The sequence below is a fragment of the Bradyrhizobium centrolobii genome (genome assembly GCF_001641635.1).
Taxonomy (GTDB): domain Bacteria; phylum Pseudomonadota; class Alphaproteobacteria; order Rhizobiales; family Xanthobacteraceae; genus Bradyrhizobium; species Bradyrhizobium centrolobii.
Window position 1 is genome coordinate 153,780 of the sequence record NZ_LUUB01000063.1, and the last position, 20,259, is coordinate 174,038.

General features: G+C 63.8%; 21 protein-coding genes. 17 read left to right on the forward strand and 4 right to left on the reverse strand.

From position 1 onward, the window contains the following. The first annotated feature begins 83 nt into the window (after positions 1-83). From AYJ54_RS20770 to AYJ54_RS20780, 3 genes are all read left to right on the forward strand, one after another. Positions 84-575 (forward strand): (2Fe-2S)-binding protein, encoded by a 492-nt coding sequence (locus AYJ54_RS20770; protein ID WP_063701705.1) that lies wholly within the window; start codon positions 84-86, stop codon positions 573-575. Continuing rightward, positions 572-2,857: a xanthine dehydrogenase family protein molybdopterin-binding subunit gene (locus AYJ54_RS20775; protein WP_063701706.1), complete on the forward strand. Its 2,286-nt coding sequence runs from the start codon at positions 572-574 to the stop codon at positions 2,855-2,857. Before AYJ54_RS20770 ends, AYJ54_RS20775 begins: the two co-directional genes overlap by 4 nt. Before the next feature lie 502 nt (positions 2,858-3,359). Then, the gene (locus AYJ54_RS20780; protein ID WP_063701708.1) at positions 3,360-4,454 is read left to right on the forward strand and encodes an HD-GYP domain-containing protein; all 1,095 of its coding nucleotides are present in this window, start codon (positions 3,360-3,362) and stop codon (positions 4,452-4,454) included. A 194-nt stretch (positions 4,455-4,648) separates the two neighbouring features. Here AYJ54_RS20780 and AYJ54_RS20785 read toward each other — a convergent pair whose 3' ends face one another. Then, complete coding sequence (locus AYJ54_RS20785) at positions 4,649-6,229, reverse strand: AMP-binding protein (RefSeq protein ID WP_063701709.1); 1,581 nt, start codon at positions 6,227-6,229, stop codon at positions 4,649-4,651. 167 nt (positions 6,230-6,396) lie between these two features. After that, the gene (locus tag AYJ54_RS20790) at positions 6,397-6,807 is read right to left on the reverse strand and encodes a VOC family protein (RefSeq protein WP_063701711.1); all 411 of its coding nucleotides are present in this window, start codon (positions 6,805-6,807) and stop codon (positions 6,397-6,399) included. 121 nt (positions 6,808-6,928) lie between these two features. Here AYJ54_RS20790 and AYJ54_RS20795 point away from each other — a divergent pair, with 121 nt between their 5' ends. The 6 genes from AYJ54_RS20795 to AYJ54_RS20820 all read left to right on the forward strand — a co-directional run bounded on the left by AYJ54_RS20795 (position 6,929) and on the right by AYJ54_RS20820 (position 10,500). After that, a complete protein-coding gene (locus AYJ54_RS20795) occupies positions 6,929-7,903 on the forward strand; it encodes a Bug family tripartite tricarboxylate transporter substrate binding protein (protein WP_063701713.1) in 975 nt (324 codons plus the stop codon). 150 nt (positions 7,904-8,053) lie between these two features. Then, entirely contained in the window at positions 8,054-8,332 is a 279-nt protein-coding gene (locus AYJ54_RS20800; protein WP_063701790.1) for a DUF3551 domain-containing protein, read from the forward strand. A 200-nt stretch (positions 8,333-8,532) separates the two neighbouring features. Next, complete coding sequence (locus tag AYJ54_RS20805; protein WP_063701715.1) at positions 8,533-8,796, forward strand: DUF3551 domain-containing protein; 264 nt, start codon at positions 8,533-8,535, stop codon at positions 8,794-8,796. Positions 8,797-8,949: 153 nt separating this feature from the next. Beyond that, the gene (locus AYJ54_RS20810) at positions 8,950-9,402 is read left to right on the forward strand and encodes an ArsR/SmtB family transcription factor (protein WP_063701716.1); all 453 of its coding nucleotides are present in this window, start codon (positions 8,950-8,952) and stop codon (positions 9,400-9,402) included. After that, a complete protein-coding gene (locus AYJ54_RS20815) occupies positions 9,306-9,746 on the forward strand; it encodes an SRPBCC family protein (protein WP_082905766.1) in 441 nt (146 codons plus the stop codon). Before AYJ54_RS20810 ends, AYJ54_RS20815 begins: the two co-directional genes overlap by 97 nt. Before the next feature lie 16 nt (positions 9,747-9,762). Then, positions 9,763-10,500, forward strand: coding sequence for a DUF899 domain-containing protein (locus AYJ54_RS20820; RefSeq protein ID WP_063701792.1), 738 nt, complete (start codon positions 9,763-9,765; stop codon positions 10,498-10,500). A 164-nt stretch (positions 10,501-10,664) separates the two neighbouring features. Here the strand turns inward: AYJ54_RS20820 and AYJ54_RS20825 are convergent, their stop codons facing one another. Then, complete coding sequence (locus AYJ54_RS20825; RefSeq protein WP_063701720.1) at positions 10,665-11,912, reverse strand: S1C family serine protease; 1,248 nt, start codon at positions 11,910-11,912, stop codon at positions 10,665-10,667. A 202-nt stretch (positions 11,913-12,114) separates the two neighbouring features. Between AYJ54_RS20825 and AYJ54_RS20830 the strand changes: the two genes are divergently transcribed. The 5 genes from AYJ54_RS20830 to AYJ54_RS20850 all read left to right on the forward strand — a co-directional run bounded on the left by AYJ54_RS20830 (position 12,115) and on the right by AYJ54_RS20850 (position 15,109). Then, positions 12,115-12,732, forward strand: a complete 618-nt coding sequence (locus AYJ54_RS20830; RefSeq protein ID WP_063701722.1) for a hypothetical protein — start codon at positions 12,115-12,117, stop codon at positions 12,730-12,732. Next, a complete protein-coding gene (locus AYJ54_RS20835) occupies positions 12,719-13,096 on the forward strand; it encodes a winged helix-turn-helix domain-containing protein (RefSeq protein ID WP_063701723.1) in 378 nt (125 codons plus the stop codon). Before AYJ54_RS20830 ends, AYJ54_RS20835 begins: the two co-directional genes overlap by 14 nt. Before the next feature lie 29 nt (positions 13,097-13,125). After that, a complete protein-coding gene (locus AYJ54_RS20840) occupies positions 13,126-13,857 on the forward strand; it encodes a di-trans,poly-cis-decaprenylcistransferase (RefSeq protein WP_063701725.1) in 732 nt (243 codons plus the stop codon). Positions 13,858-13,917: 60 nt separating this feature from the next. Beyond that, entirely contained in the window at positions 13,918-14,604 is a 687-nt protein-coding gene (locus AYJ54_RS20845; RefSeq protein ID WP_063701727.1) for a DNA-3-methyladenine glycosylase I, read from the forward strand. A 211-nt stretch (positions 14,605-14,815) separates the two neighbouring features. Then, on the forward strand, positions 14,816-15,109 hold the full coding sequence (locus tag AYJ54_RS20850; protein ID WP_063701729.1) for a hypothetical protein: 294 nt from the start codon (positions 14,816-14,818) through the stop codon (positions 15,107-15,109). A gap of 284 nt (positions 15,110-15,393) precedes the next feature. Here the strand turns inward: AYJ54_RS20850 and AYJ54_RS20855 are convergent, their stop codons facing one another. Next, positions 15,394-16,416, reverse strand: a complete 1,023-nt coding sequence (locus AYJ54_RS20855; RefSeq protein WP_161491884.1) for a methyltransferase — start codon at positions 16,414-16,416, stop codon at positions 15,394-15,396. A 639-nt stretch (positions 16,417-17,055) separates the two neighbouring features. Between AYJ54_RS20855 and AYJ54_RS20860 the strand changes: the two genes are divergently transcribed. The 3 genes from AYJ54_RS20860 (at position 17,056) to AYJ54_RS20875 (ending at position 19,489) form a co-directional block, all read left to right on the forward strand. Next, positions 17,056-17,331 (forward strand): hypothetical protein, encoded by a 276-nt coding sequence (locus tag AYJ54_RS20860; RefSeq protein ID WP_063701733.1) that lies wholly within the window; start codon positions 17,056-17,058, stop codon positions 17,329-17,331. A 518-nt stretch (positions 17,332-17,849) separates the two neighbouring features. After that, positions 17,850-18,524: a hypothetical protein gene (locus AYJ54_RS20865; RefSeq protein WP_245329082.1), complete on the forward strand. Its 675-nt coding sequence runs from the start codon at positions 17,850-17,852 to the stop codon at positions 18,522-18,524. A 545-nt stretch (positions 18,525-19,069) separates the two neighbouring features. Then, positions 19,070-19,489 (forward strand): hypothetical protein, encoded by a 420-nt coding sequence (locus AYJ54_RS20875; protein ID WP_136623832.1) that lies wholly within the window; start codon positions 19,070-19,072, stop codon positions 19,487-19,489. The last annotated feature ends 770 nt before the right edge of the window (positions 19,490-20,259 follow it).

The window sequence follows — 20,259 nt, forward strand, 5'->3', positions numbered from 1 at the left end:
CAAGGCGGGCGCCGGCCCGGTGGGCGTCCGCCATACAAGTTGCCGCCGTAAGCGGCTTCATGCACCGGCAGGGGAAGACGCCTATGCCAACTCTCACCATCAACGGGCGGAGTATGTCCGTGGATGCGGCGAACGACACGCCGCTTCTTTGGGCGATCCGCGAGCAATTGCAGATGACCGGCACGAAGTTCGGCTGCGGTGCCGGCCTGTGCGGCGCCTGCACCGTGCACGTCAACGGCGAGGCCGTGCGCTCGTGCCAGACCATGGTCGGCGATGTCGCTGGCAAGAAGATCACCACCATTGAAGGCCTTTCCGCCAAGGGCGATCATCCCTTGCAGAAGGCGTGGATCGCCGAGCAGGTCCCGCAATGCGGCTACTGCCAGTCCGGGCAGATCATGCAGGCGGCTTCGCTGCTTGCGAAGAATCCCAACCCGACCAAGGAGGAGGTCGTCGCGCATATGGACGGCAATCTCTGCCGCTGCATGACCTATTCGCGGATCCAGAAGGCGATCATGCGCGCCGCAACCGAGATGCGCACCGCATCCGCTACGGCCACCGAGCGGAGGCCCACATGAATCAGTACGTGAAGAACGTCACCTCTGAGACGACCGATCTCAGCCGCCGCTCGTTCCTCGTCGGCTCCGCCGCGACCGGCCTCGTGCTCGGCTATGCCGGTGTGCCCGGCATTGGTGAGGCGCTCGCCGCAGCTCCGGCCAATTTCGAGCCGAGCGTCTGGTACGCGATCGCGCCGGATGGTCTCGTCACCGTGACCTGCGGCAAGGCCGATATGGGCCAGCACATTGCCTCTACCATGGCGCAGATCGTCTGCGAGGAGCTGGGGGCGAAATGGAGCGACATGCGCGTCGCGCTCGCCTCCAACGATCCTAAGTTCAACGATCCCGTGCTGGGCGCACAGATCACCGGCGGAAGCTGGTCGACCATGATGAACTTCGAGGCGATGAGCCGCGGGGGCGCCGCGGGCCGCATCGCGCTGACGGAAGGCGCGGCTGCCGTGATGGCCGTGCCGGCTTCAGAGCTCGTGGTGCGCGATTCCGTGATCTCGCATCCGAAGTCGAAGAAGCAGATGTCGTTCGCCGACATCGTCAAAAGCGGCAAGGCGACGAAGACCTTCACGCCGGACGAGCTGAAGGCGATCACGCTGAAGACGCCCGATCAATACACCATGATCGGCGTGTCGGTGCCGCAGCTCGATATTCCCTCCAAGACCAACGGCACGGCGAAGTACGGCATCGACGTGATGCTGCCGGGCATGGCCTATGGCGCCGTCGTCACGCCGCCGGTGCGCTTCGGCGCCACGGTGAAATCGGTCGACGACGGCGCCGCGAAGAAGGTGCCGGGCTTCATCAAGGCGGTCACGCTCGACGACAAGACCGGTACGACGTCGGGGTGGGTCGTTGCGGTGGCCAATACCTACGCCAATGCCAAGAAGGCCGCCGCGGCGCTGAAGGTCGCCTATGACGGCGGTCCCAACGCAAAGCTGTCGAGCCAGTCGCTGCTCGACGAAGCCAAGCGGCTGCAACAGCTCGACGACTCCGGCCAATTCTTCGTCAAGGACGGTGATCCCAATGCGGCGTTCGGCACGGCCGCAAAGGTGCTGGAGGCGGAGTACACTACCAACATGAACATCCATGCGCCGATGGAGCCGATGAACGCCACCGCGGAGTTCAAGGGCGACATCCTGCACATTTATTCCGGCAACCAGTTCGCGACGCGCTCCGGCGCGATCGCCGCAGGCGCGGCCGGGATCGATCCGAAATTCGTCGTCATGCACCAGATGTGGCTCGGCGGCGGCTTCGGCCGCAGGCTCGACGCCGACATGATGGTGCCGGCGGTGCAGGCGGCGAAAGCGGTCGGCAAGCCGGTCAAGGTGATCTATACGCGCGAGAACGACATGACCATGGATTTCTCGCGTCCGCTCACCTACCAGAAAGTAAAGGCCGGCGTGGACGGTGACGGCAAGCTCGTCGCAATCAGCCACGACGTGGTCTCGGCCTGGCCGACCGCGCGCTGGGGAATCCCCGATTTCCTGACGCCCTCGGTCGACAAGAAGGGTCCGCTCGATTCCTTCACGGTGAACGGTGCTGATTTCTTCTACACCGTGCCCAATCACTATGTGCGGGCGATCAAGAACGAGCTCGCGCACAATGCCACGCCGTCCGGCCAGCTCCGCTCGGTGGCGCCGGGCTGGACCTTCTGGGCGGTCGAAAGCATGATCGACGAGATCGCGGCTGCGACCGACCAGGATCCGGCGCAGTTCCGCATCGCGCTGCTCGACGGCAAGGGCAAGAACGATGGCGGCGCGCAGCGGCTGCGCAACACGCTGCTCGCCGCGATGGGGCTCTCCGGCTACGGCACCAAGAAGCTCCCGAAAGGCGAGGGCATGGGCGTCGCCTGCGTGTCATCGCAGGAACGCGCCACCGCAAGCTGGACGGCGTGCGTCGCCCATGTCGCCGTCGCGCCCTCGGGCGAGGTGACCGTGAAGAAGCTCACGGTCGCAACCGACGTCGGCACCCAGGTGCATCCCGACAACATCCGCGCCCAGGTCGAAGGTGCGGCGCTGTGGGGACTGTCGCTGGCGATGTACGAGAAGGCGACGCTGAAGGATGGTGGCATCGAGCAGACCAACTTCGACAGCTACACGCCTTTGCGCATGAGCCAGATGCCGGAGGTCGCGGTCGCCGTGATCGCCAATGGCGAGAAGGCCACCGGCGTCGGCGAGCCCGCGGTGACGGTCGTCGCCCCCGCCATCGGCAACGCCATCTTCAACGCCTCCGGCGCCCGTGTCCGCGCGCTGCCGATCACGGCCGAAGCCGTGAAGGCGGGCATGAAGGCGTAAGCCGGGTCGCGATTGCGAGGTCGGATGATCCGCCGGAGGACAACCTCCGGCGGATTTTCTTTGCAGAAAACCCCGCCTTTTCAACGGCCGCGCTACTTTGCATGGGGTTGTTTTCGACGTTTTGGTCGGGACCGGCCTCTATTGGGGCGGCATGGCCCTGCCGCAGACTCGCTTCACCTCTCCGGCTTGCGGGGGAGGCACAGGCCGCCTTCGGCCGCCATCCTCTTAAGAGACGCCGAGGCGAAGCCTCGGCTGTGGCGAAGCGCCGGGTGGGGGCTCTGTCCACACCGGGAGTGTCTATTGCTGAGGCACCCCCACCCCAGCCCTGCCCGCAAGCGCGAGAGGGGGCGCACCTCCTTCGCGGCGCATACCAACCAAAATCCCTAAAAGTCTACCAATCCCCGCAGGGTTCCATTGAGCACGCCTCTTAAGGGCCGGAGAACCTGATCCGGCTTAGGCTGTCGCAGAATACGCCCGTGCTCTCAGTTGCTTTGGGGAAGCCATGACCGCCTCAGCCAATCCAGCCGCCAAACGCCGGCTTCTGCTCGCTTCCGATCGGATCGACGAGAGCAGCGAACTCGCCAGCATTTTGAAGGCGGTCGGCGAGGTTTCGACGGTCTCGACCCAGGACATTCCCGAGCAGCCGTCGCGCGATCTCTCCGGCCTCGTGGTCGATATCAACCTGCGCTCGCCGGAGAGCGTGCAGCGGGTGCGCAACAAGCTGCGCGGCGATGCCTATCGCACGATGCCCCGGCTGTTCGTGCTCGCGGACGCCTTGCACCACGGCACCATGCAGGCCTGGGCGCTGGGCGCCACCGACACCATCTCGCGTCCGCTTCAGGCCGAAGCCATCCTGCAGCGCATTCGCGCCGCCTTCCCCGACACCGCGGCCTACGATGCGACCGATCGCGGCAAGACGCTCAATCGCGGCGTCGAAGCGGCGCACGCGGTGCTGACGAAGATGTTCGAGAAGCTGCCGCTCGGCGTTCCCTTGACCTTCGACGATGTCATCGCCGCCGAGAGTAAGATCCTGAAGGCGATCAAGCACTCCTCGCTGCGCGAGTGGCTTACCACCGTCGGCTGTCATCATGTCGGCAGCTATCGGCACTGCCTGTTCGTCACCGGCTTTGCCGTCGCCTTCGCGCAGCATCTCGGCATGCGCGAGGACGACCAGCGCCGGCTGACCCGCGCCGCGCTGTTGCACGACGTCGGCAAGGCTTTCGTTCCGACCGCGCTGCTTGACAAGCCCGGCAAGCTCACCGACGAGGAGATGGACGAGGTTCGCCAGCATCCGCGCCGCGGCTACGATGCGCTCGCAGCCCAGGGCGGCTTCCCGCCGGAGATGCTCGACGTGGTCCTGCATCACCATGAATTCCTCGACGGCAGCGGCTATCCGAACGGGCTCTCGTCGAACCAGATCTGCGACATCGTGCGCCTGACGACGATCGTCGACATCTACGCCGCGCTGGTGGAAAAGCGCGCCTACCGCATGCCCTTCACCCACTCCCGCGCGTTTGCGATGATGGAAGGCATGGGCGGCAAGCTGGATCAGCAGCTCTTGCAGGCGTTCCGCCCGGTGGCGCTGGGGTCGTTCTGATTCAATTCGCTGGCCGCTGATCTAGCGGCGCTGGCGCCGCATCCTCGGTGTCGTCCCGGCGAAGGCCGGGACCCATAACCCCAGGGAGTGGTTTGGCGAAGACTCGTCGTCCGGTACAAGCACCGTGCGCTATCGATAGATCACGCGGTATGGGTCCCGGCCTTCGCCGGGACGACGCTGTGGTGATAGTTGAGCTACTCCACCATCTTCCGCAGCTCCGCCTTCGCCACCTTCTCCAACGTCGAGCGCGGCATGTCGTCGACGAGGCGGATCTCGCGCGGCAGCTTGAAGTCGGCAAGTCCTGCGCGGCAGGCGGCCATCACGCTGTCATGCAGGTCAGGCCGTGCGCCGGCGACGCCGCCCTGCGGGATGATGAAGACGACAGGCACCTCGTCCAACATCGGATGTTTCTTCGCCACCACGGCCGCCTCGCGCACGCCGGGGACCACCGCGATCACCTGCTCGATCTCGGAGGCCGCGACGTTCTCGCCGCCGACCTTCAGCATGTCCTTGGTGCGATCGCCGAACCTGATATAGCCGTTCTCCTGCCGCACGACGCGATCGCCGGTGACGAAGAAGCCGTGCTCGTCAAAGCTCTCGCGCGTCGCCGTCTCGTTGTGCAGATACTCCGCGAACAGCGACAGGCCGGGAATGCCCTTGATCGAGAGGTTGCCGGTGTCGCCGACCTCTGTCGGCCGGCCATCATCGTCGGTGATGCGGATCTCGTACTCCGGCGCCGCGCGGCCGATCGACATCGGAATGTTGGGCTGATCGACCTCGCCGATGATGCCGTGGGTGATGGTCTCGGTCATGCCCCACCAACCGATGATCTTGACGCCGAAGGCGGCAAAGGCCGGCGGCTCGTTGACCGCGGTGCCCCACAGGCGGAATTTGTGGTTCCGGGGGATCTCGTGCTCGAGCAGCGCCTTCATGCAGAAGGGGATCGTCGAGGTCCAGGTCGAACCGTGCTCGTGCGCGACGGGCCAGAAGCGGCTCGCGGAGAAGCGCGGCTGGATCACGCAGGAGCCGCCGACCCACAGCGTTGCCAGCATGGAGTAGGCGAGGGCGTTGGTGTGAAACAGCGGCAGGTAAGTCTGATGCACGTCGCCGGCGTGCAAATCCTCATGTGCGGCGTTGATCTTGGCGCCCCATAGCGCATTGGCATGGGTCCAGAGCACCGCCTTGGGGCGCGATGTCGTGCCCGAGGTGTACTGCACGCTGCAAGGCGCGAGCGGATCGGTCGCGCGCCGCGGCCGGTCAGCGCTGTCGGCAAACAGCGCCTCGAAGTTATCTGCACGTGAAACGGCTTGCGCAGGCGCCACGCCGGCATCATGCGAGGTCACTGCCATCCAGCGCAGATTGCGGCAATGCTTTGCAACGATCTCCGCATAGGCCGGCTGCGTGATCGCGGCGACGGCGCCGCAGTGATCGGCGAAATATTCCATTTCGGCCGGCGCCGAGCGCGTGTTGGTCGTCACCGCGATCGCGCCGAGCTCGACGCAGGCAAACCAGGCCAGCAGCGCCTCGATGCAATTGTCGAGATGGATCAGCACATATTCGCCCGGTTTCACGCCGCGCCTGGCGAGCCCGGCCGCGAGTGCGCCGACCCGGTCGTGAAACTCGCCATAGCTCCAGTGCCGCGCCGGCGCATCGAACGGCGCCCAGATCAGGAACGGATGATCGCGGCGCACCTCGGCGCGCATCCTGAGCAGCCAGGGCACGTCGAGGCCTGCAAATGGACCCACGATTCCGGCTGCGGCTCGCGAATTCGGCATAAGTCCTCCCGTCCAGCCTGTTTTGGATTACGGCTGCTTTGTTGTCGGGAGTCTTTCTGCCATTCGCTGGGGGAAGGATCAAATGCGCGGCTATGCCTTGCTGGAGCGCCTATCCTCTCCTCCGTCATGGCCGGGCATGACGACGGAGCGAGTGGCGCCCTCGCGCTCTAATCCTCGTACGAGGAAATCTCGATCAGGCTGCCATCGGGATCGCGGCAATAGACCGAGCGCAGCGTGCCGCGGGCGCCCTGCCTGGGAACCGGGCCCTCCTCGATCGCGACGCCGTTTGCCTGCAAATGCGCCACCACCTCGTCGGGCGTGGCGGAGGTGAGGAAGCACAGATCCTCGCTGCCGGCGGTCTGGTGGTCCGCGGTGAACCATTCCACCTTGTCCGCATTGCGCGGCCGGACGTTTATCTTCTGGTTACCGAATTGAAGCGAAGTCCGCGGCGCTTTGCCGCCGCCGGGGTCGAAGACCTTGACTTCCATGCCGAGGATCTTGCGATACCACTCGGTGGTGCGTGCGACGTCCGCGACGTTGATCACGAGGTGATCGAGGGCCTCGACCTTGACCGGCATGCCTTGTCCTTTGCCTTATCCTTTCGTCGCGGCGTGCCGCGCGCACTTTCCGCGTGCGGCAAGCTTTGTTACAAGCCGGCCACGACGCTTTCAAGAACAACAAGTCGGGAGAGACCTTGAGATGATCACACGCCGTACCGCGCTGGGCCTGCTCGCTGCCAGTCCGCTTGCAGCCACCCCGCTGTCGAAGGCGCTTGCCGCCGATTATCCGGCTCGTCCGGTGAAATGGGTGGTCGGCTATCCGCCGGGCGGGGCCACCGACATCCTGGCGCGGCTGATCGGCCAGCGGCTGTCGGAAAAGTTCGGACAGCAATTCGTGATCGAGAACAAGCCGGGCGCCGGCAACAATATCGGCACCGAATCCGTCATCAACGCCGAGCCCGACGGCTACACGCTGCTGCTGGTCAATCCGGCCAACTACATCAACGCCTCGCTCTACGCCAATCTGAAGTTCGACTTCGTGCGCGACGTTGCGCCGGTCGCTTCGTTCCAGCGCGTGCCGAACGTGATGACCGTCAACAAGGATGTTCCGGCGAAGAACGTCGCCGAGTTCATCGAGTATGTGAAGGCCAATCCCGGCAAGGTGAACATGGCCTCGTCCGGCAACGGCACCTCGGTGCATCTCTCCGGCGAGATGTTCATGGCGATGACCGGCTGCAAGATGCAGCACGTGCCCTATCGCGGCGCGGCGCCCGCGATCACCGACATGCTCGGCGGCCAGGTGCAGGTGATCTTCGACAACATGCCATCGATCATCCAGCACATCCGCTCCGGCTCGCTTCGCGCGCTCGGTGTCACCACCGCGCAGCGCTCGCCGCAACTGCCCGACGTGCAGGCGATCGCGGAAACCGTTCCGAACTACGAGGCCAGCGCGCTGTTCGGCATGGGCGCGCCGAAGAACACGCCGAAAGAGATCATCACCAAGCTCAACAACGAGATCAACACGCTCATGAAGGAGCCGGACATGACCAAGCGCCTGGTCGAGCTCGGCGGCGAGCCGCGGGTGCAGACGCCGGAGGCGTTCGGCGAGGAGATCAAGGCCGAGACCGAAAAGTGGAAGAAGGTCGTCGAGTTCGCCGGCCTCAAGGTCGAGTAGCGATCTTGTGATGGCCAGGAATGGAGCCCTGCCGTATGGCAGGGCTTTTTTCTTGCGTGCCTAACCCCGTTGATCTGGAATAAAACGGTGCGCTGAAACCTGATGATATGTGGCGCCGCATCTCGCGCCATGAAGAAAGGAGTTGGGATCATGCGCAAGACGCAATTGGCGCTGCTGACGCTCGGCGCGACGGTTCTTGCCGGTTTTGTCAACGTCACTCCCGCGGCGGCGCGCGTCTACCCTTGGTGCGCGCAGGGCGGCGAGTTCGACTATCCCGGCGAATGCGCCTACAGCACCTATGAGCAATGTCAGGCCAGCGTCTCCGGCCGCCTGCTGTACTGCGGTCCCAATCCGCTTGTCGCCTATGGCCAGGCGCCTTGGCCGCAACCGCAGCCGCGCCGGCGCACCCGGCCCGTCGCGCCCTATTAGAGGCGGGCTCAGCCTGTTATTCGCGAGGCGCGAGCGTTCCGCCGGCTGACCGTACCGATGCCGATCAAGCCACACGATCTACCAAAGTGGCCACGGCACGGCGCAGAGATTTCTGTCGGACTGCTCCGGAATAAATCGGCTTCGCAAAACCTTTCTCACTGTGGGGTCGCATCTCACGCGGCGAGCATGGGAGATCGGTCATGCGCAAGACGCAATTAGTACTGGGCACCATGGTCCTTGCAGGGCTCGCCGGCATCGATCCGGCGCGTGCGGATTATGATTATCCGTGGTGCATTCAGGGTGCGGCATACGACTATCCCGGCGACTGCTCCTATCAAACCCGCGAGCAGTGTCTGCTGAGCGTGTCCGGTCGCAAGGGCTATTGCGCGCAGAATCCAGCCTTCCTGATCACCAGGCCCCCGTTTCAGCCAATACCGCGCGGCCGGCACCTTCCCCCCGCCTAGGAGTCCGAGCACGCGTGACGAGGCCGCCCGGCAGGCCGGACTTGTCATACGTGAAGCATCCTGACCTGCCTTGCTGCACATCACGCGCTTGTGCGCCTGGAGAGGCTCGCCTTCCGTCTTGACGCCATCCTGCGTGTGCCTATACTAAACCATATGGTTAAGTATCAGGACGAGACGCTGGACCGAACCTTTGCCGCGCTTTCCGATCCGACCCGACGTGCGCTGCTGGCACGCCTCGGCGAACAGGACAGCCTGTCGGTGAGCGAGCTGGCGGCGCCGTTTCCGATCTCGCTACCGGCGATCATGAAGCATCTCGACGTGCTGACGGATGCTGGCCTGATCGTGCGGGAGAAGACCGGGCGCACGGTTTCCTGCCGGCTCACCGCGAAGCCGATGGAGCAGGCAATGAACTGGCTCAATCGCTACGCGCAGTTCTGGTCCGACAATTTTGACCGCCTTGCCGCCTTTGTGGAGGAAGACCCATGGCCAACGCAGCCGTCAACGCCGATATCAGCGCCACCGAACGCCCAAGCCTCACGCTCACGCGCCGGCTCCGCGCGCGGCCGGAAAAAGTCTACGCCGCCTGGACGCAGGCCGAGCAGCTAGTGCAATGGTTCGGGCCACCGAACATGAAGCCGGCCACGCTGAGTGCGGAGCTCGACGTGCGCGCCGGCGGACGCTACCGGATCAGCTTCACCCGCGACGATGGCGAATATTTCGAGGCCGGGGGTATCTATCGCGAGGTCGTGCCGAACGAGCGGCTGGTCTTCACCTGGGCCTGGCACTCGACGCCGGAACGCGAGTCGCTGGTAACGATCTCGCTGAAGCCGGACAGCGCCGGCACGCTGATGGTTTTCCATCACGCCCAGTTCTTCGATGAAACCGCACGCGACAACCATCAGCGCGGCTGGAGCTCGTTCTTCGACAAGCTCGACGCCTTCGTCGCCTGACACCATGGAGGAAACCATGCAACAACATCAGATCGTCTCGCGCGAACAATGGCTCGCGGCCCGCAAAGCTCACCTCGCCCATGAGAAGGAGTTTTCGCAGGCCCGCGAACGGCTCGCCGAGGAGCGCCGCCAGCTTCCCTGGGTGAAGGTCGACAAGAACTACGTTTTCGACGGACCGAACGGCAAGGTGACGCTCGGCGACCTCTTCAGGGGCCGTCCGCAGCTCGTCGTCCAGCACGTGATGTTCGCACCGGACTGGGACGCCGCCTGCAAGAGCTGCTCGTTCTGGGCCGATGGCTTTGAACGCATGGTGCCGCACCTCGCTGCGCGCGACACCACCATGGTCGCGGTCTCGCTGGCCCCGGTCATCAAGCTCGAGGCCTTCAAGAAGCGGATGGGCTGGACCTTCGACTGGGTCTCCTCAGGGAGTAACGACTTCAATTACGATTACGAGGTCACGTTCACGCGCGAGCAGATCGACAAGGGTGTGCCGAAATACAATTTCGGCACCACGCCGTTCTACGGTCCCGAGCTGCCCGGAATCAGCGTGTTCTACCGCAACGAGGCCGGCGAGATCTTCCACACCTATTCCTGCTTCGCCCGCGGTCTCGACATGATGAACGCCGCCTATCAGTACCTCGACCTCACCCCGCTCGGCCGCCACGAGGAGGGCCTGCCCTATCCGATGGACTGGGTCCGGCTGCGCGACCAGTACGAGCCGGAGGCGACGAAGGCGTCGTGCTGCCACGGGTGAGGGGATCGATTTGCCTGCCCTGTACGACGCTGTCATCGCCCGACTTGATCAGGCGATCCGGTATTCCAGAGAGCCTGATGGCTACGGAGAAGCCGCGGTGTACTGGATTCCCCGCTTTCGCGGGGAATGACAGCTGAGCTTGGGGCGGCAGGGCGCCTCTCACCTCATCGCTTCGCGTCCGCCTGCTCGGTGCCGTTGCAGGAGATCAGCATCGTGTAGGCGCGGGCGTTGCCGGCGATGTCGGCGGTCTTGAGCTCGCCCTTCGGTTCGGCGGTCTGATAGGGGACCACCGAATTGTCGAGAAAGTCGCGCAACGCGCCGGTCTTGATGGCGAAGTTGATGTTCTCGGTAAGTTGTCCGGTCTCCTTGATCATCCTCAGCGCGTTGAGTTTGGACACGACGACGCCTGCCACCTGACCGGACATATCGAACACGGGCCCGCCGCTGTTGCCCGCCTGGATCGCCGCGCTGATCTGCAGGCGTCCTGTGTCGTTGCGGATGCCGCTGAGTGAACTCACGATGCCGGTCGTCACGGTCAGGTCGGAGGTGAGCAGGCCGTGCAGGGGAAAGCCGATGGCCACGACGGAATTGCCGGAGTGCATCGAGCGATCGCGGATTCTTGCAAAGTCCTTGAATGTGGCCGTCGTCGGCGCCTGTAGCAGCGCGAGATCATTGGTCGCATCGCTGGATACGACCCGCAGCACCATCGCGGCCTCGCCGGCGAGATTGCCCTTGATGTCCCCGACGCAGCCGTCAATCACGTGATGATTGGTCACGATATGCCCGCTGGGGCTGACCACGAAGCCCGTGCCGCTCATGCTCACGGCGCGACTGGATCTGCCTGCTGGCGGGGGCGCCTGCTTATCCGCCGTGGCCGCCGGCTTCGCTCCACCCTTCGTAAAATCACCCGCCTTGTCGATCCCGTCGGCCCTGACCCTGGTGACGCAATTGGCCAGTGCTGCGATCAGCGGCGCCGTCGAGGTCAGTTGGAATTGCAGCGCAGTGCGGCCCGCGGTCGCCACCATCAGGCTCGCCTTCTGTAACGCGCGGGTGACGTTGGGCGGCATGATGGCGGTGAGCATGTTCGGCGCGTTGGCGGTCGCGAACAGCCGCGCCTGCTCCTGGCCATCGAAGATGACGTCGATCGCGGCGTTCTCGCCCTTGGTGAACTTGAAGGCAGGGCTGGCAAAGCTCAGGAGCCATGAGCCGGCGACGTTCTGGCCGACCACAAGGCTGACGCCGTTGGCATAGGGTGCGGTCGCCGCACAATGCGAGAAGGCGCGGGTTTCGTCGTTGGTGAAGGCGCCGCCGATCCAGTTGCCGGTACTTACCGAGCCGAACGGCCCCGCCGCATTCGCAACTCCGATCGCAAGCGCCTGCAGTACGCACGCGACGACAGCCGACTTCAACATCTCAACGCCCCCGGAACGCCATGATCGCATCTTATCTGTCGAATCCGATGCTGCGCAACCGGCAGTTGTCTACACAGATTGTGTTTCCTCGAACGACTTTTCGGGCTTGCCATCACTTTGCGGTGCGGTATACTTTGCGATACAAAGTGATCGGGTAAGCGATCCCAGGAAACGCGGACGGAGCGAGGTTTTGGCGTTGCAGATGCGCGATCTCGACAAGGCACTGGCGGACATCGTGGCGATCCGCAGCCAGATCGCGGCCGGCACGGCGTTCCGCGGCTACGGTCCGGCGACGATGGCGGCAACCGGCGCCGTCGCGCTGATCACCGCGATCCTGCAATTCTGGCTGCTCGGCGATCCCACGGGCGAGCCGCTCGGCTTCTTTCTCGGCTGGTTCGTTGCCGCCGTGCTCTCCGGCCTGATGATCTGGGTCGAGATGCGCGCACGTTCGCGCCGCCATCATTCCGGTCTCGCCGACGCCATGATCCATCAGGCGGCCGAGCAGTTCCTCCCCGCCGGCATCGCCGGCGTGCTGCTTGCGGTGGTGATGTGGAAGTTCGCCGCCGAAACGCTCTGGCTGCTGCCCGGCCTGTGGCAGATCCTGGTGTCGCTCGGCATCTTCGCCTCCGTCCGTTCGCTGCCGCGCACCGTCGCGCTGGCCGGCGCCTGGTATTTCGTCTCGGGCTTCGTGGTGGTGGTGCTGGCGAGCCAAACCCACACGCTGTCGCCCTGGAGCATGGGCCTGCCTTTCGTGATCGGCCAGTCGGTGATGGCGGCCATTCTGTATTTCGCGTCCGGAGACCATGATGTCGAAGATTGACAGCGCGCCCTTTTCCTATGAAGGGCTCGACCGCGTGATCCACGAGAAGGCGAGGCTCGGGCTTCTGACCTCGCTGATGGCCCATCCCAAGGGTCTGGCGTTTGCCGATCTCAAGCAGCTATGCGGCCTCACCGATGGCAATCTCAGCCGGCACCTCGCCGTGCTCCAGGAAGCCGGCCTCGTCGAGGTGACCAAGGGTTACGAGGGCAACCGCCCGCACACCAGCTGCCGCCTGACCAAGGCGGGCCGCCGCCGCTTCCTCGATTATCTTGCAGTGCTCGAACGGCTGGTGCGCGATGCCGCAAAGGCCGCCGGCCGCGAGGCGCCGCCGCTTGGCGGCCGCCTCGGCATCGTCTCGACCTGATCCCATTTTTTTTGACTGGAGACTTTGCAATGCAAAGTGACGTCACGTCCCACAATGAAAAGCTTCATGTCGGCATCATCATGGACGGCAACGGACGCTGGGCGACGCGCCGCGGACTGTCGCGAGCGCGCGGCCATGAGGCCGGTATCGAGGCGATCCGCCGCATCGTCGAAGCGGCGCCCAAGCAGGGCATCGGCACGCTGACGCTCTACGCCTTCTCGACCGACAACTGGCGCAGGCCCAAGGCCGAGGTCGCCGCGCTGATGACGTTGCTCCGTTTCTATCTCGCCAACGAGGTACAGAGCCTGATGAAGAACGGCGTGCGCCTCACCGTGATCGGCCGCCGCGATCGCCTGCCGGACGGCATCGCCAGTGCCATCGCGCGTGCGGAGGATGCCACCGCGAGCGGGCGTGTGCTGCATTTGCGTATCGCCGTCGACTATTCCGCGCGCGACGCCATCCTCAACGCCGCCATAAAGGCTGCCGCGCTGACAAGTCTCACCCGCGAGGCATTCTCGCAGCTCGTCACCGGCGAAGCCTCCTTGCGCGACGTCGATCTCATCATCCGCACCTCTGGCGAGAAGCGGCTGTCGGACTTCCTGCTGTGGGAGGGCGCCTATGCCGAGCTGCACTTCACCGAGCGGATGTGGCCCGAATTCGATGCGAAAGATCTTGCCGAGGCGCTCTCATCTTTCCACGGTCGCGAGCGCCGTTTCGGCGGTCTGAAGGCCCTGCCGCTGGAGCCGGCGCCCAGTCTCTAGCGCGGCTGGACGAGCCCGTCGAAGTCTGCTGTCGTGGCGCGTCCTCAACGCGGTGACCGCATGACCCCCTTCAAGACCATTCGCGCCCGTGCCGAGAAGCGCAAGGGCGGCCCGAAGGCGCTGGAAGCGCTGATGCCGGAGAGGCCCGACCTGAAGCGGCTGGCGAAGCTCGGCGACGATCGCATCCTCGCCGAGATGACCAAGCGGGTGTTTTGCGCGGGATTTGCCTGGAGCGTGATCGAATCGAAGTGGGACGGCTTCGAGGACGCGTTCCTGCGCTTCGCGCCGGCCAAGCTCACCTTCCAGCCCGAGGATTATTGGGAAGGCCTGATGCGCGACGCGCGCATCGTGCGCAACGGCGCAAAGATCCTCTCGGTGCGCGAGAACGCCGCCTTCGTCCAGGGGATCGCAAAGGAGCATGGCAGCTTCGGCAGGTTTTTGGCGAAGTGGCCTTCGTCGGACGAAATCGGTCTGCTCGATCTCCTCAGCAAGCGCGGCAGCCGGCTCGGGGGCAACACCGGCCAGATGCTGCTGCGCTTCGTCGGCTGGGACGGGTTCGTCACCTCCAAGGACGTCGTGGCCTGCCTGCGCGAGGCCGGCCTCGATATCGCCGAAGAGGTGAAGTCGAAGGGCGATCTCGCAAAAGTGCAGGCGCAGTTCAATCTCTGGGCCGAGGAGACGGGCCTGCCCTACACACATCTGTCACGGATCTGCGCACTGTCGATCGGCGAGAACCGGAGCGAATAGACGCACCCAGTCCTGCCGGGTCCTCAATGATGGGCAGAACGTGGCGATCCCGCGCCGTCAGCGCGGCGGATGAAACCCGTCATCACGAAATGCGTGGTGCAGGAACATTTTCCCGCAGCGCCCGTTCGGAAACCTGAGCCCGGCGAACAAAGGCGCAGGGAACACTCGCCGCGGCTCCATGAAACCGGACATGACAGAAACGGAGCAGCCCATGAAGCTAACGTCCGAGCAGGTGAAGCAGACCGTCAGGCAACTGGGCGCTCAGGTGCTCCCCGATGAGCATCCCGCCATGCCTCAGCTCAACAGCATGTTCGGCGAGCACACGTTCTTCGTCGACGAGTCGGGACTCAAGGTTCTCGAGCCCGCGCAGTCGGTCGGGGCGGATCGGCAGAGCGGTGAAGTCGTCAGCCTCGCCGATTGGGGCGATTCGGACCTGACGCGCCTGATGGCGCACGAGCCCGAGCCGACCGGCGTGATCGTGGTGTTCGAGCAGATGAAGCACTGATTGCGGATCGTGATGCGAAGCGGGCAATCAGCCCCGCCGAGCATTAGCCACGAAGGGGCGCGCCACGGCCGAGGAAGATGGGGGCTATCGCCTCGCCGCGGCGCTATGACGTCGCAGCACACCACGCGCTCCTTTCGACACGTATGCGACGCCTTGCGATTTGGCACGAACGTGCAGGCTTGCTGATACCGCCAAGCGATCGAGCAGGCCTGCCGAGCACTTCCAGGATCGACGCGATGCGATGGTAAGAGCCGCGGCCGCCAGCGTACCCGCTCAAGGAAACATCACGCCAGTGTTCCCTCGAGGAGCACGTTGGGCGAGCGAGTGGGTATCACACGATCGAGTTTCAGGCCCGCTTTCGCAAATAGTTCGCGGAATTCATCTTCCGTCCGGATCCGGCCACCCTTGTTCGCGAGTAGCATGAGGATATCAAAGGTCGTGGCCGGGCCAGGCTCGCCCAACGGCGCCATGACCATCTCGATGACGAGCACTTTTGCGGTTGGCGACAGCCTGGCAGCACAGTTCTTAAGAACCCGGAGCGCATCGTCGTCGCCCCAAATCATCAGAACGCGCTTGGTCATGTAAAGGTCGGCGCCTGCAGGGACCGACTCCAGCATGTCACCGCCAACGATCGCGCAGCGGTCACGCGTTCCGGTGTCGTCCAGCGGGGACGACTCAGCCACGACGGAGGGCTTGTCGAACAAGACGCCCCGCAGCGATGGATGGCGCTGCAGCACGGCCGCTAAAGTCGAACCCTGACCGCCGCCTATATCAGCGACAAGTCCAAAGCGGGCGAAATCATAGGCGTCCACGATCGCGGCGTTGTGCTGGGCGGATTGTTTGCTCATCCAGCGGTTGAAGGGTCTGCTGAGCTCGGGTTGCGACTCGAGATATTCGTAGGTTGGCATGCCATGGGCCAGCACGAAACCGGGCGCCCCCGTCTTGACGGACTCGTAGAGATGACCCCAGGCGGCCCAGGGTGCCGAGGCGCCGACATAGAGCGCCCAATCCCGGACCGAGTTCGCCGCGTCGCTCCGCAGCGTCTGGCCGAGCGCCGTAAGCTGGAAAGTGCCATCCTTGCCCGCGCTCAGGACGCCAACGCTTGCCAACATGCGCATGAGCCGATCCAGTGCCTCGGGATGGACGCCAAGCGCGGCCGAGATCTCGCCGACTGTCCGCGGGCCGGCACTTAGCTCGTCGGCAATGCCGAGCCTCGCAGCAACATGAAGTGCCTGCGTGGTCAGGCATGCGTTGAGGAGCGACAACATTTCAGCGACCGGTTCGGTTGACGCTGCTTTGGCCTGCATTGAATCACCCTTGCAACGAATCCTGTTAGCGCTTTGCGTATGTCCTATTGCGCGCCGAGTCACCCGCAACCGCATCGGACGGGTATTGACTGATGCTCCTGGCGCGGCACCGCGCACTCCGCTAACCGACAACACCGGACACTATCGCGTCCGCGGCCGCAGGCGGCGGCTATCGCCGTGTGACATCTTCGCGCACATGCTCAAGGCGCCGAAGTCGACGCGGGAGAAGTTTGCATGACGGGGTTGAAGAGCGTGCTGCCGCGCCCGCCCATCGCGGTCGCCAGTGCGAAAACGGCAGGCTTTGGGCGGACACTGGCGCGCCACGGCCGATGAAGATGGGCACTATTGCTTCGCCGCGGCGCTATGATGCAGTGGCCGGCGATGCGGCCCAATCCGTAATACTACGACAGGCTGCGATTTTGCACTGCGCCTCGAGGGTACCTGTCTCCCGCGGCGCTTGCAGCCTGACGCGGTGGCCTATCTTGCGTTGCCCTTGGCGGCGCGCACGGCAGCGGGAGGAGCTTACCATTTCTTTATTTCTCCTCTTCTCTTTTTGCGTCGTTGAGGTAGCGTCGCGGCACCAGACGGGCGCTGAGGCCCGCTGGGGGGCAGGAACACTCAAGCATGGAGGGTTCTGCTATGGCCAAGCAAGAAAACTCAATTGAGTCGGCCCATCGCGTCAAACTCCTGGAAATTGATTGGGAAGACCTCAGCGAACCGGGCGCTTATGTTGAGCGCGGCACCGGTGATCTCTACCGCTTCCCAATGGAGTCCTTGCTCAAGGGAGGCTCTCCGGTCGTCACCAAGGAGAGCCATGGTGCGTCCAGGCTTTGCCAGATCAGCAAAGATCCGTATGTGACGAGCATGAAGGCCCGGCTCATTTGCGCCCAGCACAATATCGAGCCTAACTTCTAGCATTCTCGTCTCGTGGTGCGCCTGAGACGGCGTAGCTACTTGGCAAGGATGACATGACGGGCGCGCTCACGTAGAGGGCGTCCGTTATCTGCATCGAGCGTAGGCGGAATAGCTCCGGAAGACGAAGCTGCTCGCGCTCCATCGTGCGGGCGGCAACCAACTGGCATCCAACTACATGGGTCGCATCTGCTTCCTGCGCGTGTGGACTCACGTTGAATCTGGTGAATCTGGCTTCCGGGCGGCCGCCCGCCGAGTTCCCGCGGCGGCACCTTAGTCGAGAGGCTGACGGAACCAACAAACGAGCGATGCGTTGCACCGAAGGCGCGCACGAAAAGGCGACATGCGGGTTGGCACGAGAACGCGGCTACCCGCGGGGCTATCCCGCTAGGGATCCCCAAGCGTAGCTCTGTTTCCGTCCGCGAAATCGGCTGACATCGGCGCACCTCGCTAAGGAGGCTCCCATGTCAACTATCATCACGTCTGAACGCACCTTCCAGGAAGCTGCGACTTACGGCGGAGTGGCCGATGCCATCGGTGGCGTTGCGACCATCATTCTGGCGATTGTCGCGCTATCGGGCGTTAGCCAAATGATGCTGGCCGCCATCGCGACGATTATCTTCGGAGCAGCGCTGCTGATACAGGGTGGCACCATGCTCACCGAATTCACAAAGCTGATGGCCCCGCCTGGTGCCGCTCCGGGTACGGCCGAAGAGCTCGTCGGAGGCGGCGGACTTTCGGCTCTGTTCCTGGTGGGAGCCGCCGGTATCGTGCTCGGCGTGCTTTCTCTGGTCGGCATCGCCTCACAGACGCTGACCGGCGCCGCAATCATCGCGTTCGGGAGCGCGCTGCTTTTGAGCAGCACTTCGGTCTGGCGTCTCTACCGAGCGAAGCAGGCTTCGTACCGAGCCGGGGCCACCCGGATATTTTCGGGCGCCGAGTTCCTTGCCGGTGAAATGGCCTCTGGCTCGGCGGTTCTGCAGTCCCTTTCGGGCCTTGCCGCGATCGTTCTCGGCATCCTCGCGGTCACTGGAACAAATCCGAGCGTGCTCACGCTCGTCGGCCTGCTGGTTCTGGGAGCTACAGTGCTCTTGACCGGCAGCACGTTAAGCGGTGCGGTCATGGGCTTCATGGAGCCGGCCGTCACGCGTCGAGGAGAAACGTTGACGCAGCAGCCGTCGGGCGCAGCGGAGTAACTTAAGCAAGACACGGCTGCCTGACGAAGCAGCGGTGCTGGTCCGCTGCCGACGCGATCGGCGGCCGGACAATGATATTCACGGAATCTGTCGTGTCAGCCATGCTTCGCACGCTCGTCGCCACGTCATGCGCAAAAAACGGCGGGTTTTGAAATGGCGCGCCACGGCCGATGAAGATGGGCACTACTCATTCGCCGTGGCGCTATGATGCAGCAGCCGTCGAGACGATTCGGCCGGATTAGCAGCGACAGACTACGATCTTGCGCTACGCCTCATGGGCGGCCGTCTTCCCGATTTCGCTGGTGGTCCGGTCGCCCTTCGATAGCGGCCCTTTCGATCAGTCGCGGGATCGACGTGATGGGCCAATTCCGTAAGTTCGCCCCCGACAGGCCCCGCCAGCAACGATCTATTAATCATGAGCACTCGCCTCACGTTTCATTTACGCGAGTAGCGTTCTAAGCTCCCGATCAGTCGGATCGACGAACTGATGCCGTGGAGCTTTGTGGACCCGCACGGCTGGAGAAGGCCGGAGGAAAGCAGGGCTGATGAACGTGGATCGTTATGCCGATCTCTGGCTCACGGACTTTCCGATAGATCCCGATGAGGTCGTTCGGGCGTTTCCAATTCCCGCTTTCCTCGTCGCGCGAAAAGGTGAGCCGACCGGTTTAGGTCAACGCGCGGCTATGCGGAACGTTGTGATCTTCCGGAACGGCTTCACACGTGCCAGCTGTTGGACAGAAGCGATCGAAGCACTGATTTCGGCGCTGGGCGGTTGGGAGGAGGTCGGGCGGGTGCTGAATCAGCTTACGGGCGCCGATCGCCTCGTCCGGCTCACGCTCCCAGTTAGCAACTCGCCGCATCAGGAAAACGACTTCGTCGAGGCCGCCACGCTCGCCAAATTGGCCCGCCTCGATATTGATCTCGGTATCGAATTCACTCAGTACGCGACGGTCGAAACGGATTGACGATCAGCGGCGCTGACACGACCTCGGCCGAACGCAAAGCCTCCGCTACTAGGTTCCAACGTTTCAGATATTCGCTAAACATGATTACCATGCACCGGAGTCCGGTTAGGGTCATTCGCGTCGGCATCGCCATGTCAGCCTTCTGGTCCGCTATCGACGATACGCGACATTACCGGCACAGAGCTGGGGCGTAGATCTCGACCGATTAGGACGGCAAGGGAAAAGGGCGCGATGGCGTCTCGCTCTGGTCGGGATCGCATGTGTTTGTGTGCACTTCGATTTTGACAGTGTCGCGGAGCCATCGGCGAAAGTACCCCTGCTGGCGCTTCGAATAGGAAGGCTATCCGAATCAAAGCTCCGAGCGCCAGCGGGCGTACCTTGTCGTGCTGAAGGCTGGTTTGGTCAGTCCAATCTATGATTGCTTGGGCGAGCCCTGCCGACGAGCCGGCTCTTTGCCGCCAAGCGATCATGGCTTTCTGTGCGCGAGAGCATCCGCGCTGGTGTCGAAGGGCAACAGCCTGGATCGATGCGGGAATCATCGCGGCATTCAGTCGTGACCGTCGCAATGTGTGTCTAAAGCTGTTCAATGGCGGCGCATTGCCGAAAATGGCAGGTTGCGCCGGATACTCGCAATGTTTGCAGACTGATTGAAATCTGCGGGTGCATCCGCATCCAACCGACCGCGCGCACCTTGCGTGCTTTATCCTGCCCTCCACGATTGGTCCCGCTCGCAGCACCACGGCGGGACGTGGCGTAGACATCGGCCGTTC

Coding starts and splice junctions, on each gene's coding strand:
- AYJ54_RS20850 (WP_063701729.1), top strand. CDS start 14,816: ATGAAGCTAACGTCCGAGCAGGTGAAGCAGACCGTCAGGCAACTGGGC.
- AYJ54_RS20780 (WP_063701708.1), top strand. CDS start 3,360: ATGACCGCCTCAGCCAATCCAGCCGCCAAACGCCGGCTTCTGCTCGCT.
- AYJ54_RS20800 (WP_063701790.1), top strand. CDS start 8,054: ATGCGCAAGACGCAATTGGCGCTGCTGACGCTCGGCGCGACGGTTCTT.
- AYJ54_RS20795 (WP_063701713.1), top strand. CDS start 6,929: ATGATCACACGCCGTACCGCGCTGGGCCTGCTCGCTGCCAGTCCGCTT.
- AYJ54_RS20860 (WP_063701733.1), top strand. CDS start 17,056: ATGGCCAAGCAAGAAAACTCAATTGAGTCGGCCCATCGCGTCAAACTC.
- AYJ54_RS20775 (WP_063701706.1), top strand. CDS start 572: ATGAATCAGTACGTGAAGAACGTCACCTCTGAGACGACCGATCTCAGC.
- AYJ54_RS20855 (WP_161491884.1), bottom strand. CDS start 16,416: ATGCAGGCCAAAGCAGCGTCAACCGAACCGGTCGCTGAAATGTTGTCG.
- AYJ54_RS20840 (WP_063701725.1), top strand. CDS start 13,126: ATGCAAAGTGACGTCACGTCCCACAATGAAAAGCTTCATGTCGGCATC.
- AYJ54_RS20835 (WP_063701723.1), top strand. CDS start 12,719: ATGTCGAAGATTGACAGCGCGCCCTTTTCCTATGAAGGGCTCGACCGC.
- AYJ54_RS20805 (WP_063701715.1), top strand. CDS start 8,533: ATGCGCAAGACGCAATTAGTACTGGGCACCATGGTCCTTGCAGGGCTC.
- AYJ54_RS20790 (WP_063701711.1), bottom strand. CDS start 6,807: ATGCCGGTCAAGGTCGAGGCCCTCGATCACCTCGTGATCAACGTCGCG.
- AYJ54_RS20875 (WP_136623832.1), top strand. CDS start 19,070: ATGAACGTGGATCGTTATGCCGATCTCTGGCTCACGGACTTTCCGATA.
- AYJ54_RS20785 (WP_063701709.1), bottom strand. CDS start 6,229: ATGCCGAATTCGCGAGCCGCAGCCGGAATCGTGGGTCCATTTGCAGGC.
- AYJ54_RS20825 (WP_063701720.1), bottom strand. CDS start 11,912: ATGTTGAAGTCGGCTGTCGTCGCGTGCGTACTGCAGGCGCTTGCGATC.
- AYJ54_RS20845 (WP_063701727.1), top strand. CDS start 13,918: ATGACCCCCTTCAAGACCATTCGCGCCCGTGCCGAGAAGCGCAAGGGC.
- AYJ54_RS20770 (WP_063701705.1), top strand. CDS start 84: ATGCCAACTCTCACCATCAACGGGCGGAGTATGTCCGTGGATGCGGCG.
- AYJ54_RS20830 (WP_063701722.1), top strand. CDS start 12,115: ATGCGCGATCTCGACAAGGCACTGGCGGACATCGTGGCGATCCGCAGC.
- AYJ54_RS20810 (WP_063701716.1), top strand. CDS start 8,950: ATGGTTAAGTATCAGGACGAGACGCTGGACCGAACCTTTGCCGCGCTT.
- AYJ54_RS20820 (WP_063701792.1), top strand. CDS start 9,763: ATGCAACAACATCAGATCGTCTCGCGCGAACAATGGCTCGCGGCCCGC.